This is a genomic window from Chitinophaga vietnamensis (assembly GCF_902167635.1).
GTDB classification, from domain to species: Bacteria; Bacteroidota; Bacteroidia; order Chitinophagales; family Chitinophagaceae; genus Chitinophaga; species Chitinophaga vietnamensis.
Genome location: NZ_CABHMS010000001.1, coordinates 736,838 through 751,880 on the forward strand (window position 1 = coordinate 736,838; position 15,043 = coordinate 751,880).

Consider the following 15,043-nt stretch of genomic DNA (forward strand, 5'->3'; position numbering starts at 1 on the left):
GAGGGTTGTTTAGGATGACAAAAGTTCAATTATTTTTTGTTAAGTTCGTATATCATCCATCGAATAACCATGAGAAAAACTTTATTCGCCCTCTGTATGCTGTTATCCTCTGCTGCTTTCTCCCAGAAATCCGAGGCGCGGAAAGCGCTTGCTAAATACAAGATCGACCCACATGTGCTGGATCAGCTCTCGGGGCGGCATACAGATGGTTACGCCTTCGACCTCAAAACCACCACAGTAGCCGATGGCACGCAGAAGGTAGAAATAGCGCGGCATGATCCCGCGAAAGCTAAAGAAGCGCAGTGGGCCCTTGTGAGCGTAAATGGCGGTCATCCTTCCGGCGATGACCAGAGCGCTTTCAGGAAAGCGCACGGCCAGCACATTCCGCCACAACGCCCGGATAGCAATACTTACAAGGTAGTGAAAGATGATGGCCACGAACTGGTGATCAGTTATCAATATGATCCGGCATCGCTGGTATCGGATAATGCATTTCTGAAACAAAGCCAGGTAAAGTTGTTCTTCAATGTACAAACGGGGCGTCTGGTACGCTCGGAATCGGCCATCACCAAGCCTTTCAAGATCAAGCTGTTTTCCGGGGAACGTATGAACTCCGCTGCCAGTTATGTGTATATGGATAAGGAGCAGGTGTACCTGCCGGTACACGAGGAGATCGCGATCACTTTAAGTTTGTTGGGCAGATCGATCACGATGCTGACGAAGAATGATTATTCCGGTTACCGGAAACCCTGATGCCGCCTTACGCTACGGCAGGCAATTGAAAATGAAACGTGCTCCCTGTGCCAGGCGCACTTTTCAGATGAATGCTCACCTGATGCAGGTCCAGTATCTTCTTTACGATGGCCAGCCCGAGGCCCATGCCATCGCTGCGTTCGCCGGAGGCGGGCAATTGTTTGTAACGTTCAAAGATGTGCGGCTGATCATCCGGATGGATGCCAATGCCATTGTCGGATACGGCTATTTCCACACCGTTGGCTTTCTGTTGCAGGGTGACGATGATGCGGCCGCCCGGCGGTGTAAATTTCAGTGCATTGTCCAGCAGGTTGCGGATCACACGTTCTACCAGTGCAATGTCTGCAAACACAGGCGGGAGGCTGGCTGGCGCCTGTATCTCCAAAGTGATCCGTTCCTGTTTCGCCAGGATCTGATACTGCATCATCACATCCGATACCAGTTCATTCAGCAGGAATACTTCTTTCACAGGCTTTACCTGGTTGGCTTCCAGCTTGGCGTATTCAAATAGCTGGCCGATAAGATTGGATAATTTATTGGAGGTGGAATAGATGATATCCAGGTATTTTTTGCGGGTGGCTTCGGCCAGGTCATTGCCTTTGATGATGAGGGTTTCGATATAGCCCTGCATAATGGCCAAAGGGTTCCGCAAGTCGTGGGAAACGTTGGCGATCAGCTCTTGTCTCAGTTTATCCGTTGCCGTTATCTTTTCAATATTATCTACGATCACATCTGCCATTTCATTGAAAGTGGAAGTAAGCAGGCCGATATCGCCGCCTGCATGCCCCGTGATACGCGCGCTGAGGTCGCCCTCTTTGAAACGCCTTACTACTGCGGCGATCCGCGAGATGCTGCCAGTGATCAGGAAGAAGGTGATCAGCCCTACCAGGCAGGCCACGCCCAGTGTTACAAAAAAGAGGGTAGAGCCAAGGCTGAACAGGAAATTATTGGTCAGGGCTGCAATGGCTTCATCCTGTTTTTCGCTGGCGAGGATCGCATATACGTAGCCGGATAGCCGCTTGTTTTCATATACCGGCGCCGCAGAAAAAATACTCTGGCGTGCAGGGTTCTTGGGATTATCGCCGGAGATATAATTCTTGCCGCCTTCACTGATAAATTTTTTCACCGGCGCAAGATCTACGGTGTATCGTTTCACGGTTTTATCCGGCACTACAAAATCTGTGATCTTGCCGCTGGTATCCAGCAAATATACTTCCACGCTGGGGTTGATCACCATGATGGAGTGGATGATATCATGTGTAACGAGCGTATCAGGTTTGCCATTTTTAATAGGTGGTGCAAATTCCACGAGATGCTGCGCTGTAGAACCATACAGCTGCTGATTGGCTTCATTGAAATATTTACGGGAAACATTGGAAGCGATAAATACATACACAATCCCCAGGATGATGAGCAGTGCGGTGAAAGCGGCTGCTATCTTCCAGAACATCCTGTTGCCACTGAGCGTTTTTACAGTCATGACATCATCATTTAAAGTTCTTCATTAAACCGGTAGCCGATGCCCCAGGTGGTGAGAATGAACAGTGGACGGGAAATATCTTTCTCGATCTTTGAACGGAGCCGGTTGATGTGCGAATTGACAGTATGTTCATACCCTTCAAAATCATAGCCCCATACGAGATTCAGCAATTGTTTGCGGCTATAGCTTTTGCCGGGGTTGGAGGCCAGCAGGGCGAGGAGGTCAAATTCACGGGGAGATAGATCTACGCGTTGATCTTCGATGCTTACCTTTCTTTTATCCATATCGATAGAGAGATGACCGAAGCGGATGTGCAGGGGATCGTGTTCACTGGCGGCTGTTTGCGCCTCTTCATGCCGGCGGAAGATCACTTTCACCCTTGCGATGAATTCCCGTACACTGAAGGGTTTGGTGAGATAATCATCTGCGCCGGTCTCCAATCCCATTACCTTGTCGATCTCTTCCGATCTGGCGGTGAGCATCATCACCGGTGTGTGCCTGTCGGTCATGCGCAGGCGCCGGCACACTTCCATGCCGTTCATGCCGGGCAGCATCAGGTCGAGGATGATGAGATCGAAACGTTGTTTGGTAGCGATTTCCAGCGCTTTGTCGCCCTGGCGCTCGCAGGTAAGCTCGCAGGGAAAATCACCCAGGTGGATCATCAGTAGTTCAAGGATGTCCGGGTCATCTTCTATTATCAGCACTTTCTTCATGAAACAAAAATCTGGTTTTTTCAAATGCAAAGCACGCCGTGATACTTTTGTTATAATTCTGCAACCGTTTTGGGATAAGAAAGTAATTGTTTTGTAGCTGTTAAACAAAACTATTGTTATGAAAGCAGTTAACCTTTCTATCGCTGCGGCTATGGCAGGTATCCTTACGGCAGCTTCTTCCTGCAAGGATGATAATACGATGATGCCACCGGATATGCCTTATACATTCAAGGTGGATAATGTGCAACAGGTGCAACCCTTTGTGGAAACAGGCACTTTCAAAGGCGAGGGTACGCCGCCGGTGATCAGGCCCGGACAAAGTGTGAGCGTTACTTTCTCGGCAGGCAAAGGGCAGGCGGTGAGCTTTGCCACCATGTACGGCTGGAGCAATGATCTTTTCTTTGCGCCCGCTAATCCGGGTATTGCATTGTATGATGCGAGCGGCAATCCTGTGGAAGGTGATGTGTCTTCACAGATCAGGTTATGGGATAATGGCAGCAAGATCAACCAGATGCCTGGCGCTTCCAATCCCCATAACAGCGCGGATCAGAACGGGGTGGTAATGGAAGTGAATGGCACCGATGCACAGGGATTTTCTTATCTCCCTGCCAGCAAGCTGGTAAATGCATCGCTGAAGTATAATCAAAACTCCACGTTTACGCTTACCATCACCAATGTTTCCGGCGGTACTGCCAATGAAACGCCGATCAGTCCGGGTGTATGGGTGATCTCTAATTTCCTGGGCGGCGCGCTCCTGAATAAAACACCTTTATACACGGCCGGACAGCCCACTGCCAACGGTTTGCAGCCGCTCGCCGAAAAAGGCGACAACAGCGTGCTGGCCGCTTACCTGAACGCACATACGCAGGTAGCCACTGGCTTGTCGCCGGTAGTAGTAGTGGTATACAATGGCAACAATAAACCCATCTTCACACAAGGAGCTGTTGATCCCGGTAATGGTCTTGCCGATCTGTCGCAGGAAGGCAATCAAACAAACCTGGTTGGCAACCTGAAAAAGGCCGCAGGCGTGAAGTACGTATATGTGCTTTCGCCATCCGACAAACCCGTTACGCCCGGTAATAACGCCCAGGTGCAGATACAGGCCGCTGCCGGCGACAAGATCGCTTTTGCCACCATGTTTGGCAGCAGTAATAACTGGTTCTTTGCCTTTGACGATATGGGCGTACCGGCCAGCAGTAGCGGCGACCTTACCGGCAATGTGAAACTATGGAACGATGGTACGGAAATAGACGAGTATCCCGGCGCAGGCAATCATCAGCCACAATTCAATCCGGGGGCTAAAAACCCCACCAGCAAGCCTGTTGCGGAAGTGGACCGGACCATGTATGCTACTTTGCCGGGAGTGAAGGATGTGATCAGGGTGACCTTGAGTAAATAACACAACAAAGCAGCGCATAGCCTGCGCTGCTTTGTTACATTAGTTTGCTTAACAGAAATAGCCATTCCTGCGGGCATCTTCATCACAACCGATAAAGGTGTGATAAGAAACTTTACCTCCTGAATGTGGCTTTTGTTCATTCAGCGAGCCGAGAGTGGTTTTGTCGAGTGTCAGTTTTTTCTTCGTCAAGGAGATTTTTTTCTTTTTCATGTTTCATAACATTTAATGGTAAAGCAATGGACTATCAGAAAGAATGATCTCTTTCTGAAAAACTTGAAATAATGTAATACTTGTGGAAAACGTCGGGTTATGGGTTACAGGTTAATGGGTTATTTAGTTATTTGGATATTTTATTATTTGGCTATTTGAAGATAACCGAAAATAGCCAAATAATAAAATATCCAAATAATTAATTTTTTACTGCTGAGCCATACAATGTAATTTCTTTGATAGCCGCTTTGCTGCTTTCGGGTTGTATGCCACTCACCGTAATGCGCACCAGTTTCGCTGTGGTGGCCGGTATGACGACTGCTTTATAATCCTGTCCGGATACTTTTTCTGTGCTTTTTACTTCTTTCCAGTTAATGCCGTCATTTGATACGGCGATGTTGTAGGTATACCAGTCGCTGTCTTTTCCCCATATGATACGGCTGCCATTGAGCAGGCAGGCCGCTTTCAGGTCAATGGTGATCACCTGCGGGAAACTGGCGCTGCTGGCCGTCCAGCCGGTATTGGCATTGCCATCTGTGATGGTGGTAACGGTTGTTCCACCCGCTGTAACGATTTTATTTTGGAGAGATATTTCATGTAACGATGTGCTGTTGGTATTATCCGGATAGTAGTTTTTCTCCCGCAATTCGTATTCGCTTGTCCATGCAGCGTGGTTGCCATCATTTACAGTTGCCGTGGTGGCGGGCGTGGTACGGAACGTTTTTGTGGCAGATCTCAGGCCGGCGGAAGTGGCGCTGATACTGATGTTACCGGCTTTGTTGCCATGGCGGATGATGCCATAAGCGATGCCGCCTTCAGTAGCCTGCCGCGCAATGCCTGCTGCCGGTATGTTACCACCTATCAGCGCGCCACTACCGGTAACGCTTATACGAATATCGTACGATTGCCCGGCGGTTGTATTGGATACCAGCGTGCCGTTACGGTCGCATACTTTTACATAGAAGGGCGTCATCTCCCAGCCGTTGGCCTGTGCCGGCTGCGGTGTTGCAGGGATCACGATCTCAAGGTGGTCTGGCGCCAATGGTGTACGCACTGTATGTTCCGCTACCTGCCGGCCGTCAACAAAGCCGATAGCTTTGAGGGCGCCCGCTTCATATTTGCCGGTGTGAAACAGGTAGTAAGGATAGCCTCCTTTGGCAGCTATATGCGGGGCAGTGACGGCATTTTGCGTACGGGTGCTTTGCCCGACAAGATGCCCGTTACGGAAGAGTTGTACGGTGTCGCAATTGGAGCATACCAGCAGGTTGCTGTCTTCTGCGAGGTTGTTAAAGCTGGCAACGAACACCGTTGGTCCGTATGCCGGGTTACGTGGGTCTTGCATTGCCTGCAGCTGGTAGTAGCTGAATTTTTCATAGCGGTCGAGGTCCACCACGCCGCTGAAAGCGGTAACGGAATCGGAGCCGCGGGTATAGTCGTTATAGCTCCACACGAAATAGCCGCCTATCCTGGGGTTGGCATCGAGGCCGCCATGATCCCAGTAGCCGCCGGCATCTTCAGCGGTTTCACCATTGAGGGCATTCTGACGGAGGATACACTGGTTGATCATTCCTTTGGCGGTGTACATTCTGCTGGCACGCAGGCTGTGCTCTTTCGCGGCATCGGCCATCCAGGAATCGCCCCATTCACGGGTGAGGAAAGGGCGCGAAGGCATGGGGTCGGTGCCATCTTCATTCACTACCTTATAAGATACATTGTAATAGCTGCGGCTGCGGGCATTGAAATCATCGGCTACAAACAGTTGGTTGCCGGGCATTTCCTCGTGTGCGATGGCTACGGCCTGTTGCATCCACCAGGCCGGTGTGGGCGATTCGTTGAGCGATGTTTCCCAAAGGAATACCGAAGGGTGGTTCCGGTCGCGGCGGATCATCTCCCGGATGTTCTGATAAGTATTGGCTACAAAAAGGGTGTCTTTGCTGAAGAACTGCCATCCTGGTTCGCATTCAATCACCAGCAGGCCGATGGAATCGCAGGCATCGAGGAAGGCGGGCGACTGCGGATAATGCGCGGCCCGCACCGCATTGAAGCCACCGCGTTTCAACTGGGCGGCGTCCAGGTACTGGAGGCGGTCCGCGGCCGCATCACCGATGTATTCATAAGCCTGATGCCTGTTGGCGCCCCGCAGGTAAAGCTTTTGACCGTTGAGATAAAACCCGTCTGCACGAAAATCCAGATGGCGTATACCCGTTCGCGTTAGTAGCGTATCGCATATCTTTCCATCCCGGTAAACAATAGATTGGAGCTTATATAAGTACGGATGATCGGGATGCCATAAAGATGGATGGGAGACTGTAAACTGCTGTTGGAAAGTAGTATCTGCAGATGCCGGTAAAACCGCTTCGCTGGTGGCTGATGCCACTACATTGCCCTGTTCATCTGTCAACCTGGATATCAATCTTGTATTCGTATAATCGTCGCCGTTATTAACCAGGTGTGTACGCACCTGCACCGCAGCAGCCTGCGCACTCACGTCGGGATAGCTGACGAATACGCCGCCACCTGCTACTTTATTGGCTTCCAGCGGATGGGAGATATGCAGCGGATCGGTGATCAGCAATTGCACATTGCGGTAGATGCCACCGAAATAATTGAAGTCCAGCTTGCCTTGCGGCTTGCCGGGAGGCGTTTGCGGATCGTCCAGGTTGGATACGCGCACTGCCAGGATGTTCTGCTGATCCCAGCGCAGGTGCTGCGTGATATCCACCACAAACCCGATGTAAGCGCCGGCATGTGTGGCGATCTCCCGGCCGTTGAGATATACGGTGCAATTCTTTTGCACGCCATCAAAGCAAATGCTGATGCGCTTGCCGCGGCATTCCGCCGGCAGGCGGAAGTAACGGCGGTACCAGCCGGCACCCTGGTATACCTTGTTGCCGCCATTGTGTTTCCTTTCAATGCGCATTACATGCGGTATGCTCACGGCGCTCCATTGATGGTCATTGAGGTCCGGGCTTGCCCCATCCGGCACATCGCCGCGATGGAAGGCCCAGTGTGTGTTAAAGTCAAGCACCCTGCGCGATTGCGCGCTGGCATGCAGGGTGGCGCAGAGGAAGAAGATGGAAAATAAATATCTCACGGTAAGTAATATAACAATTACGCCCCCGATGTGGGGGCGTAATGTTGGTAATTTTATGATTAATAACCCGGGTTCTGTGTCAGATTTTTGTTCAGGTCCCTTTCTTTTTGTGGAACGGGCCAGAGGTAATCGCGGCCGGCATTAAATAATCTCATTTCCACTTTCACATGGTCGCCGCTGAGTTTGAGCTGACCATTGTTAGGGTCAACGGTGCCGAGGCGGGTGCCATATACTTCACCCTGACGAACGGCGGGGCCTATCTGCCAGCGTTGTATATCGAACCAGCGGAGGCCTTCCAGCGCCAGCTCCACGCGGCGTTCACGGCGTACGAGGGTACGTAGCTTGTCCTGGGTATTGTAAACAGATCTGTCTACAAGGGGCATGCCTGCACGTTTGCGGATTGCATCCAGCGCATCATAAACGGTGCCATCGATCACGCCGGATTCTATCTGTGCTTCCGCATAGGTGAGCAATATTTCGGCATAGCGGATCACGATCATATTCAAGCCAGTATTCCACATGTCGGAGAAATCAGAGAGATGGGATGTGAATTTCCTTTCGATATAACCGGTAGGTGAGTTATTATTACCGTTGTAATAGTCCGGGCTGCTGGCCTCGATGGAATTGTAATACTGTCCTTCGTATAACGCGCCCGGATATACGATGCTGGCGCCAAGGCGCGGGTCCCTGTTCTTGTATGGATCATCAGGGTTATAGCCGGAGGCAGGATCATCGATGGTTTTACCATTGGCCATCTCATAGGCATCTACGAGCGACTGGGTAGGGCTAAGTGAAGCCCAGCCGCCAAAGCCGGAAGAGGGCATGATGCCTACGTCGCCGTTGGGCAGGTCATTGGCTTTGTATTGCACATCAAGGATCACTTCACTGTTATTTTTATTGGCGATGCGGAACAGATCGGTGTAGTTGGGATAGAGTGTATATCCGAGGCTCATGATCTTTTTACAATCGGCGATACAGTCGGCGTATTTTTTATCATACAGTTCTATCCTGGCTTTGAGCGAGAGTGCGGCGCCCTGTGTGATGCGGCCTACGTCGTTGCCGCTGTAGCTTTGGGGTAGATCCGGTGCAATGGCGGTCAGCTCATCGAGGATGAATTTTCGCACATCCGCGGCGGCTGTCCTGGTAACGGCATTGGCCTCTGCGGGAGTGAGCGTTTTGATCACCAGGGGCACATCGCCATACAGTTGCGACATGATGAAATACTGATAAGCCCTGAGGAAGCGCGCTTCGCCTTTGAAGCGTTTCTTCAGCTGATCATCCATCTTGGTAGGGTCTACGTTTTCAAGGAACCAGTTACAACGCTGGATGGTGGTGTAATCCCAGCGGTTGAGCACATTGGGATCGGCAGGAGTGGCAGAGCCATTGCCGAGATGCTGGAGATTATCCCAGAACCATTGGCTGAAGGTGTTGTCGCTCACTGCATCCATATAAAAGATGTTGTAATCGTTCTCCCATCCGGAATAGCAACCATTGAGCGCGGCGCTGGCATCTTTGGCGGATGACCACAGCGATCCGTTGCTGTAGGTGTTGGTAGGAGTTTTTTCCAGGTAGTCTTTCTGACAGGCCGTTCCCAGAAGGGATGCGGAGAGTATGGTATATAATATCTTGTTTTTCATGATGTCTTTGCTTATCGGTTAGAAAGTCACGTTTACGCCGAAGGTATTCACCTTCACCTGTGGATAATTGTAGATGCTACCGCTGATTGATTGTTCGGGATCCACCCATTTGTAGAGGTGATCGAACGTGAGGATATTCTGTCCGCTATAATAGAATCTTACTTTGTTGATACCGATTCTGCTGGTGATGCTCTGCGGCAGGGTATAACCTATCTGCAGATTTTTGAGGCGCAGGTAGGAACCGTCTTTTACCCAGAAGGAAGACGGTGTGCCGCTGGGATCATGCTGCATATTGCTGGACCAGATACGCGGGAGCGCTGCATCTGTATGTGTAGGTGTCCAGGTATCAAGCAGGGCGGAGGTAGGTCTGCCAACCGTAGAGCCTACAGCGCCGAGTTTGCCGATATCGATGTACGTTTTGAAACCGGCAGCGCCCTGGAAGAACATGCTCAGGTCGAAGTTTTTCCAGCTGCCACTGAGATTGAGGCCGAAGGTCACTTTCGGGAAGTAAGAACCGAGGTATTGCTTGTCTGCGGCTGTGATGGTGTCGTTGTGATCAAAATCGCGGTATTTCAGATCACCGGGAGCGATGTTAGGGCCTTGGTAAGGAGCTTTTTTGATCTCGTCCTGTGATTGGAAGATACCATCTGCCACATAGCCATACAGCGAGTTTACAGGGTATCCTGCCTGCTGGAACGTATAGCCGCTAACGATAGGTCCGGTACCATGCAGGTCAGTAATTTCTGTAGTAATGATAGCGGTATTGAAAGTGGCGCTATAAGTAAAGTCTCCTTTTTTATCAGCATATCCTGCTACGAATTCCCATCCTTTGTTCAGCACGGCGCCTGCATTTTGCGGAGGCGCTTTCAATCCATAGACTGCACCAACAGGAACGGTGAGGAGGATGTCGGTGGTTTTTTTGTAGAAGTAATCAGCAGAGAAATTGAGCTTGCCGTTGAGGAAGGCAGCATCGAGGCCGGCGCCTGTTTCCGTGGTGGTTTCCCATTTAAGGTTTTGATTAGCGCCATTCACCGGGGCAAGGCCTGGAGCCAGTACGGGGGAAGTGCCGCCGAACACATAATCCTGTTTGGGGCTTACGCTCGCGATATAAGGGTAATACGGGAATGCCGGATCAGCGGCATCATATGTTTTCACATATTGGTTACCCAGTTGTCCCCAGGAGGCGCGCAGTTTCAGGTTGGAGATTATTTTTTTAGCGCCATCGAAGAAACTTTCACGATCCACATTCCATCCTGCGGAGAAGGAAGGATAGGTGCCCCATCTGTTATCTGAAGAGAAGCGGCTGGTGCCATCGTAACGGAGATTGGCTTCCAGGAGGTATTTGCCATCGTAATCATAGTTGAGGCGTCCGAACCAGGATTGCAGGCCCAGTTCGTAGGTGTAGCCGCTGGTGGTTTGTCCGTCGGCAGGAGCTACGTTAACATCCGTGATGAGGTTATTGAGGAAACCTTTACGGTAGCCGTCATCAAAGGTGCCTTTGGTGTGTTCTTGTGAATAACCGCCCAGTATCTTGAAGTTGTGGCGGTTGAAAGATTTGGCGTATTCAACCAGCAGTTGTGGTGTGAGCGTGTTGGTGAAGGCATTTTCATCTCTCACGTTAGAAGGGCCCTGATAGAAGGAAGGTGCGCCGGTAGCGGTATAATATTGTTGATCTGCCGCAAATTTCTTGTTGTGGTTGATCTTCATGATGTAGGCCAGTGACGGTTTTACGTGCAGGCCTTTTATCAGTTCCCAGTCAACGCCTACATTGCCGATCAGGTCATAATAGGCGTATTGATTGAGGCTGTTACCTTCGAGCCATGCCATCGGGTTACCATCGCCGATAGAGCCATAGTTGCCGTTGGCAAATTTGTATGGTACGGTTGAAGAGATACGGTTGATCTGGCGCACCAGCTGGCTGAAGTCGCCGGTATATGGGTTGCTGGGCTCTCTGGTACCGGAAGAAGTAAAGCCGATGTTGGCATTTACGTGCAGGTTGCTCTTCACTTCGGTGCTGAGGTTGAGGCGCGACGTATAGCGGTTGGCGTTAGTTTTCTTTACGATACCATCTTGGTTAAAGAGGCCGAGCGAGAGGTTGAACTGTGTTTTTTCGGTGCCGCCGGAGAGGCCCAGGTAATGATTTTGCTGGATACCGCTGCCTTTATAGAACAGTCCGAGCCAGTCGGTGTTGGGATAATTGTAAGGATCGGAGCCGTCTTTGAACTTTTGTATTTCAGCATCGGTATAGCGGGCAGTTTTGCCTTCGTTGATCCTGGCCTGGTTAAACAGTTGTGCTGCCTGCCAGGAAGGGAGAAAGTCGGGCAGGCCGGTAGCTTTCTGTTTACCTACATAAGCGTTATATGTTACCTGTACACCGCCTTTCTTGCCTTGTTTGGTAGTGACGAGGATCACGCCGTTAGCGGCGCGGGAACCATAGATAGATGCGGATGCCGCATCTTTTAACACGGACATGCTGGCCACATCATCCGGGTTGATGTTGTTGAGAGCGCTGAGCGTGGTAATCACGCCGTCGATCACTACTACGGGGTCGGCGGTGTTGAGAGTACCGATACCGCGGATACGTATTTTGGCGGCGTCGGCGCCGGGCTGGCCGCTGGCGCTGGCCACAACAGTTACGCCGGGCATGGTGCCTTGTAAGGCGTTGCCCAGGCTGGTAGCTGGCCTGTTGGTCAGTTCCTTGCTGCCGATGCTGGATACGGCGCCAGTGAGGTTGGCTTTCTTCTGTGTGCCGTAACCCACTACCACCAATTGTTTCAGCGAGCTTACATCAGCTTTCAGTTTAATGTTGAGCTTTGTCTGGCCGCCTACGCTCACTTCGGCGCTTTCGTAACCGATGCTGGTAATTTGCAATACGGCATGTTCATCCACGCCATTGAGCTGGAAATTGCCTTCAGGGCCGGTGATAGCACCTTTGCTGGTACCTTTCACTACCACCGATACGCCGGGGATGCCGGCGCCGTTTTCGTCGGTCACCCTGCCTGAAATGTTAAGCTGTTGCGGCGCTTCGGCGGTGGCAACAGCAGTAACAGGTTTGTTATTGCGGGTAATGAATACCGTATTGCCCTGGATATCAAAGCTGAGCTGCTGTTCCCGCAGCGCCGCTTCCATAGCTGATTTCAGGGGAGTGTTGCGGAAGTCCACCGATAAGGGATGGCTGTCTTTCAGGTCTTCTTTATCATAAAAGAAAAAGTAACCTGTTTGTTCCTTGATCGCCTTGAGCACCTGGCTCAGACTGGCAGACCTCGCGGAATAAGTGACAGTTTGGGCGTGGGTGCTGGCGCTTACCTGCATGGCCACGGCGAGTAATATAAAAGTGGTTAGTTTCATTACTAACAAGATTTTGGCGGGCACCTTCGTGTTGCTCCAATAATCACGGGTACCGGAATTACAAATAGCCGATTGTTGCATACTTTTGCAATGTTTGGTTGAATTGATAAATAATGTTTACGGACATGTTTACACATCAAACCGAATGGAAGCCGGGGAAGGACGCCAATCTTTGACCCCGGTTTTTCGTTTTTGACAGGTAAAAACAGTTGGTGGATACTACGTAGCAGGCAGTGTTCTGTTCATTGTTCAGTTTTTTTCGCGTTCATAACTATGGCAGGATAACGATCCTGTTACCATTTTCTATCCTGTATCTGATTCTCGTTTTGGACAGCCCTTTCAGTACTTGCGCCAGTGTAAGGCTCCGGCCTATCTCCCCGGTGAATGCACGTGAAGGAATGCTTCCTTCGTAAGCTACTTCTATATTATACCAGCGGGCGAGCTGCCGCATTACCGTTTGGATATCGGCATTGTCGAAAGAGAAGTACCCTTCTTTCCAGGCCACACTGGCGGCGGTGTTCACATTACTGAGCACCTGTATATTAGCGCTGCCGTTGGCAACCCTTGCCTGCTGGCCTGGTGCAAGCAGGTGTTCGTGGCTGCCCGTTTTTATTTTCACCGCACCTTCCAGCAAGGTGGTGTGGATGGCTGCTTCATTATCGTAGGCATTGATGTTGAAATGTGTGCCTAATACTTCTACAGACAGGCTGCCGGCCTTCACTTTGAAAGGCTGATTCACCAGTTGTGCTACTTCGAAATATGCTTCGCCGGTGATGTTTACATTTCTTTCGTTGCCGGTGAAGGCGGTGGGGTAGGTGATAGAAGAACCGGCGTTGAGCCATACGGTGGTGCCATCGGCCAGGGTAAGCTTGTATTGCCCGCCCATCGGCGTTTTGAGCGTGTTCCAGGTGATGGCCGTGACGTTTCCTGCATTGGAATATTGCAGTTGCCCGTTGGCGGCTTTGGTGATGCTGGTATTGCCTTGCCGTGCCAGCGTACCGTTGGCGGCGCTGTCGAGCGATATCTGTGAGCCATCGCCGAGTACAAGTATGGCCTTGTTGCCGCCGGGTTTGATATCGGCGTTGTGTGCGGCTACCGGCGCCACATGTGGCGCTGGCATGCTGTGTGGTGTCCGCAGCCAGAGGCCGGCGCCGATGAGCAGAACGGCTGCTGCGGCTGCCCACCACTTCCAGGGCGCAATGCGGCGTACCACTGCTGCGTGCAGCGGCGCTTTATCGGCGTCCAGTATCGCTTGCAGGGTGGCCTGCCAGCCGGCACGGTCGTAACTCCCGGCATCTGCCAAGGTATCTATCGAATGGAAATGATTGATCTGGTCAATGGTCTCACCATCTTCATCCTTCTCGATCATGGCAAGCAATTCCGCATATTCTTCCGTGGTAGCGCGCGATTCCTGCGCCTGCTCTAACAGGTATCTCAGTCTTACGATATCCGGCAAATTCCTCTGTTTAGTCAGTTTTAATAATTGTTCACTTTTAATAATTGCTCACTGGCGCCGGCATAAAAACAAAGCGCCTACTATGACGTATCGGCTGCTGGCAAAAAGTACCTAGCGGCCATAAAAATTTTTTTAGAAATTAACAGTGGCGCCCAAGAGTACCAGCGGCAATATAATGCCACGTTGGATGAGATGATCGCGTATGGACTTCCTGGAACGTACCAGGGAGTTTTTGACAGTTTGCTCAGACAGGTGAAGCCTGTCGGCGATTTCCGCTGTTTTCAGCGCTGTATCACGGCTCAGGAGATAGATCTTCTGAGCCTGCGGTGGCAGCAGGCTCACCGCCTGTTTTACCAATGAGATGGTTTCAGTGAAAGCTACACTTTCTTCTGTAAGATTGGAATAATCTGCTTCCGGCAATGCCTGCAGGGTACGCTGCCGCACTCCCTGCCGCTGCAACCAGGTATAGCAGCGGTGATATACGATCTTGAATATCCAGTGATGCGGCAGCTCCACACTGCCAAGCTTTTCACGCCCCAGCCATATGCCCAGGAACACTTCCTGAATAATATCTTTTTCCGGCCCCGTTGTTTTGATGATACGGGCGATCACCGGCTTTATCTGCGGAACATACAGGTGAAAAAGTTCCTCGAAAGCCGCCTCATTACCCCCAGCGATCTGTTGAAATAATGCTGTTAAATGTCCTGAATGATTATGCATGATCTGCATCCTGCTTCACAATGTGCGAAATACGTGCATTGCAAAATACAAAAAACTGGATAATTATATGATTGTGGCAAGGCCTGGATATTTCCCTGATCCGGAATTAAGCAAATTGTATATTCACACCAGCGACCCGGTAATATTGGATATCAGAAGAGAACGCCGCATGGAGGATGGTGATGGCAAACTGGATGTGGCTGTGGCAGACCCAACGAAATATCATTGAACCC

At 50.9% G+C, this 15,043-nt stretch carries 11 protein-coding genes; 3 read left to right on the forward strand and 8 right to left on the reverse strand.

Annotated features, from left to right (window positions below; genetic code table 11):
* The first annotated feature begins 69 nt into the window (after positions 1-69).
* Positions 70-753: a hypothetical protein gene (locus FPG75_RS03115; protein WP_143305093.1), complete on the forward strand. Its 684-nt coding sequence runs from the start codon at positions 70-72 to the stop codon at positions 751-753.
* A gap of 7 nt (positions 754-760) precedes the next feature.
* On the opposite strand, the gene FPG75_RS03120 is transcribed toward FPG75_RS03115, so the two are convergent.
* Entirely contained in the window at positions 761-2,233 is a 1,473-nt protein-coding gene (locus FPG75_RS03120) for a HAMP domain-containing sensor histidine kinase (RefSeq protein ID WP_143305094.1), read from the reverse strand.
* A gap of 11 nt (positions 2,234-2,244) precedes the next feature.
* A complete protein-coding gene (locus FPG75_RS03125; protein ID WP_143305095.1) occupies positions 2,245-2,946 on the reverse strand; it encodes a response regulator transcription factor in 702 nt (233 codons plus the stop codon).
* A gap of 118 nt (positions 2,947-3,064) precedes the next feature.
* On the opposite strand from FPG75_RS03125, the gene FPG75_RS03130 reads away from it, so the two are divergent.
* Positions 3,065-4,345 (forward strand): spondin domain-containing protein, encoded by a 1,281-nt coding sequence (locus FPG75_RS03130; RefSeq protein WP_143305096.1) that lies wholly within the window; start codon positions 3,065-3,067, stop codon positions 4,343-4,345.
* A gap of 48 nt (positions 4,346-4,393) precedes the next feature.
* Here FPG75_RS03130 and FPG75_RS25930 read toward each other — a convergent pair whose 3' ends face one another.
* The 6 genes from FPG75_RS25930 to FPG75_RS03155 all read right to left on the reverse strand — a co-directional run bounded on the left by FPG75_RS25930 (position 4,394) and on the right by FPG75_RS03155 (position 14,810).
* A complete protein-coding gene (locus FPG75_RS25930; protein ID WP_161596643.1) occupies positions 4,394-4,555 on the reverse strand; it encodes a hypothetical protein in 162 nt (53 codons plus the stop codon).
* 199 nt (positions 4,556-4,754) lie between these two features.
* Positions 4,755-7,649 (reverse strand): glycoside hydrolase family 2 TIM barrel-domain containing protein, encoded by a 2,895-nt coding sequence (locus FPG75_RS03135; RefSeq protein ID WP_143305097.1) that lies wholly within the window; start codon positions 7,647-7,649, stop codon positions 4,755-4,757.
* A gap of 59 nt (positions 7,650-7,708) precedes the next feature.
* Positions 7,709-9,286 (reverse strand): RagB/SusD family nutrient uptake outer membrane protein, encoded by a 1,578-nt coding sequence (locus FPG75_RS03140; protein WP_143305098.1) that lies wholly within the window; start codon positions 9,284-9,286, stop codon positions 7,709-7,711.
* 18 nt (positions 9,287-9,304) lie between these two features.
* Positions 9,305-12,634: a TonB-dependent receptor gene (locus FPG75_RS03145; protein WP_161596644.1), complete on the reverse strand. Its 3,330-nt coding sequence runs from the start codon at positions 12,632-12,634 to the stop codon at positions 9,305-9,307.
* Positions 12,635-12,905: 271 nt separating this feature from the next.
* Positions 12,906-14,090 (reverse strand): FecR family protein, encoded by a 1,185-nt coding sequence (locus FPG75_RS03150; protein WP_143305100.1) that lies wholly within the window; start codon positions 14,088-14,090, stop codon positions 12,906-12,908.
* A gap of 132 nt (positions 14,091-14,222) precedes the next feature.
* Positions 14,223-14,810, reverse strand: a complete 588-nt coding sequence (locus tag FPG75_RS03155; RefSeq protein ID WP_161596645.1) for an RNA polymerase sigma factor — start codon at positions 14,808-14,810, stop codon at positions 14,223-14,225.
* Positions 14,811-14,883: 73 nt separating this feature from the next.
* Between FPG75_RS03155 and FPG75_RS25935 the strand changes: the two genes are divergently transcribed.
* Entirely contained in the window at positions 14,884-15,039 is a 156-nt protein-coding gene (locus tag FPG75_RS25935; protein ID WP_161597035.1) for a hypothetical protein, read from the forward strand.
* The last annotated feature ends 4 nt before the right edge of the window (positions 15,040-15,043 follow it).

What these genes read in the sequence shown, in the direction of transcription:
- FPG75_RS03115 (WP_143305093.1), top strand. Translation starts at nt 70, where the DNA reads ATGAGAAAAACTTTATTCGCCCTCTGTATGCTGTTATCCTCTGCTGCT.
- FPG75_RS03120 (WP_143305094.1), bottom strand. Translation starts at nt 2,233, where the DNA reads ATGACTGTAAAAACGCTCAGTGGCAACAGGATGTTCTGGAAGATAGCA.
- FPG75_RS03125 (WP_143305095.1), bottom strand. Translation starts at nt 2,946, where the DNA reads ATGAAGAAAGTGCTGATAATAGAAGATGACCCGGACATCCTTGAACTA.
- FPG75_RS03130 (WP_143305096.1), top strand. Translation starts at nt 3,065, where the DNA reads ATGAAAGCAGTTAACCTTTCTATCGCTGCGGCTATGGCAGGTATCCTT.
- FPG75_RS25930 (WP_161596643.1), bottom strand. Translation starts at nt 4,555, where the DNA reads ATGAAAAAGAAAAAAATCTCCTTGACGAAGAAAAAACTGACACTCGAC.
- FPG75_RS03140 (WP_143305098.1), bottom strand. Translation starts at nt 9,286, where the DNA reads ATGAAAAACAAGATATTATATACCATACTCTCCGCATCCCTTCTGGGA.
- FPG75_RS03145 (WP_161596644.1), bottom strand. Translation starts at nt 12,634, where the DNA reads ATGAAACTAACCACTTTTATATTACTCGCCGTGGCCATGCAGGTAAGC.
- FPG75_RS03155 (WP_161596645.1), bottom strand. Translation starts at nt 14,810, where the DNA reads ATGCATAATCATTCAGGACATTTAACAGCATTATTTCAACAGATCGCT.